This is a genomic window from Okeania sp. SIO2C2 (assembly GCF_010692625.1).
GTDB classification, from domain to species: Bacteria; Cyanobacteriota; Cyanobacteriia; order Cyanobacteriales; family Microcoleaceae; genus Okeania; species Okeania hirsuta.
In genome coordinates this window covers 1-1026 of sequence record NZ_JAAHGM010000182.1, presented here as the reverse complement: position 1 = coordinate 1026, position 1026 = coordinate 1, and the positions used below count along the sequence as shown (strand labels likewise).

The window sequence follows — 1026 nt, the reverse complement described above, 5'->3', positions numbered from 1 at the left end:
CTAAACATTGTTTAGTTAAAATACTCAATTCAATCTCTGCCACATTTAACCAACTGCCATTACGGGGAGTATGATAGATTTCTAGGCATCTAGCTAGAGGGTGGGCTTCGGGAGCCGGAAAGGCTTCATACAACGAAGCAATGTTATGAGTGTTGAGATGATCGCAAACTAACTTAATTTTTTGAGCTTGGGGATAATCTACATCTAGAAGTTGACGAACTTCACTTGCCCAATCTATACGAGTACGACTCCATACGATTGCTCACTCTTCGCCATCCTCTGTTAGGATCAAAAAACATAAATAAAGCTTGCACCCCTTCACGAGTGTAATGGTAGTCCTGCTTTTTATCTTGATGGGGTTTCATTTCTATGGGTGGGTACAGATGTCCTTGTAATTGTATGGATGCTTCATCCATTGCAATTAAGGGTTCATCATCTGAATGTACCTGACAATAAAGGTCTAAAAATCTGGCTAAATCCCGTTCCGGGATACAGAATCTCTGGGTTTTCCAAGGCCGTAGCTGGTTTTTTTTAAAGTTCGACGTACAGTTTCACGGGAAATTTCGGTGACAATTTGTCGCTGTTGGAGTTCTGAAGTTAATAATCTGATTGTCCAATTGGCTCTGCCTTCGGGTGGGTCAGAACAACACAGAGCAATGATTTGCGCGTGACTTTGCTCCATCTACTTTTCGAGGGGAGGGTGGAGATGTACGAAGTTGTCGATTCAGGGCCGGTTTTTCCCCTTTTGTGAGGAATCTTTGGCGAACCGGTCCCACTGTGTTTCTATGTATATTTAAAGCTTCAGCTATTTGTTCATCACTCCAAATTTTTGTGGTCTGTTGTGCTTCATCACACATTAGGAGAATTCGAGCGTGTAGAATTTTTTTAGCTGGTGCATGGCCATTTCGAGGGATTTTTTCTAGATTATCTTTCTGTTCTATGGTCAGATCAACTTGATCTGGCCGACCTCTTCCCATAATACGATCCTCCATTGCTGACTAGATTTAATCCACTATTTTAGCTGTG

General features: G+C 41.9%; 1 pseudogene. It reads right to left on the bottom strand.

Features of this window, described 5'->3' with window-relative positions:
* Positions 1-977, bottom strand: a pseudogene (locus tag F6K18_RS36280) (IS630 family transposase); the annotation flags it as partial.
* Between the last annotated feature and the right edge of the window lie 49 nt (positions 978-1026).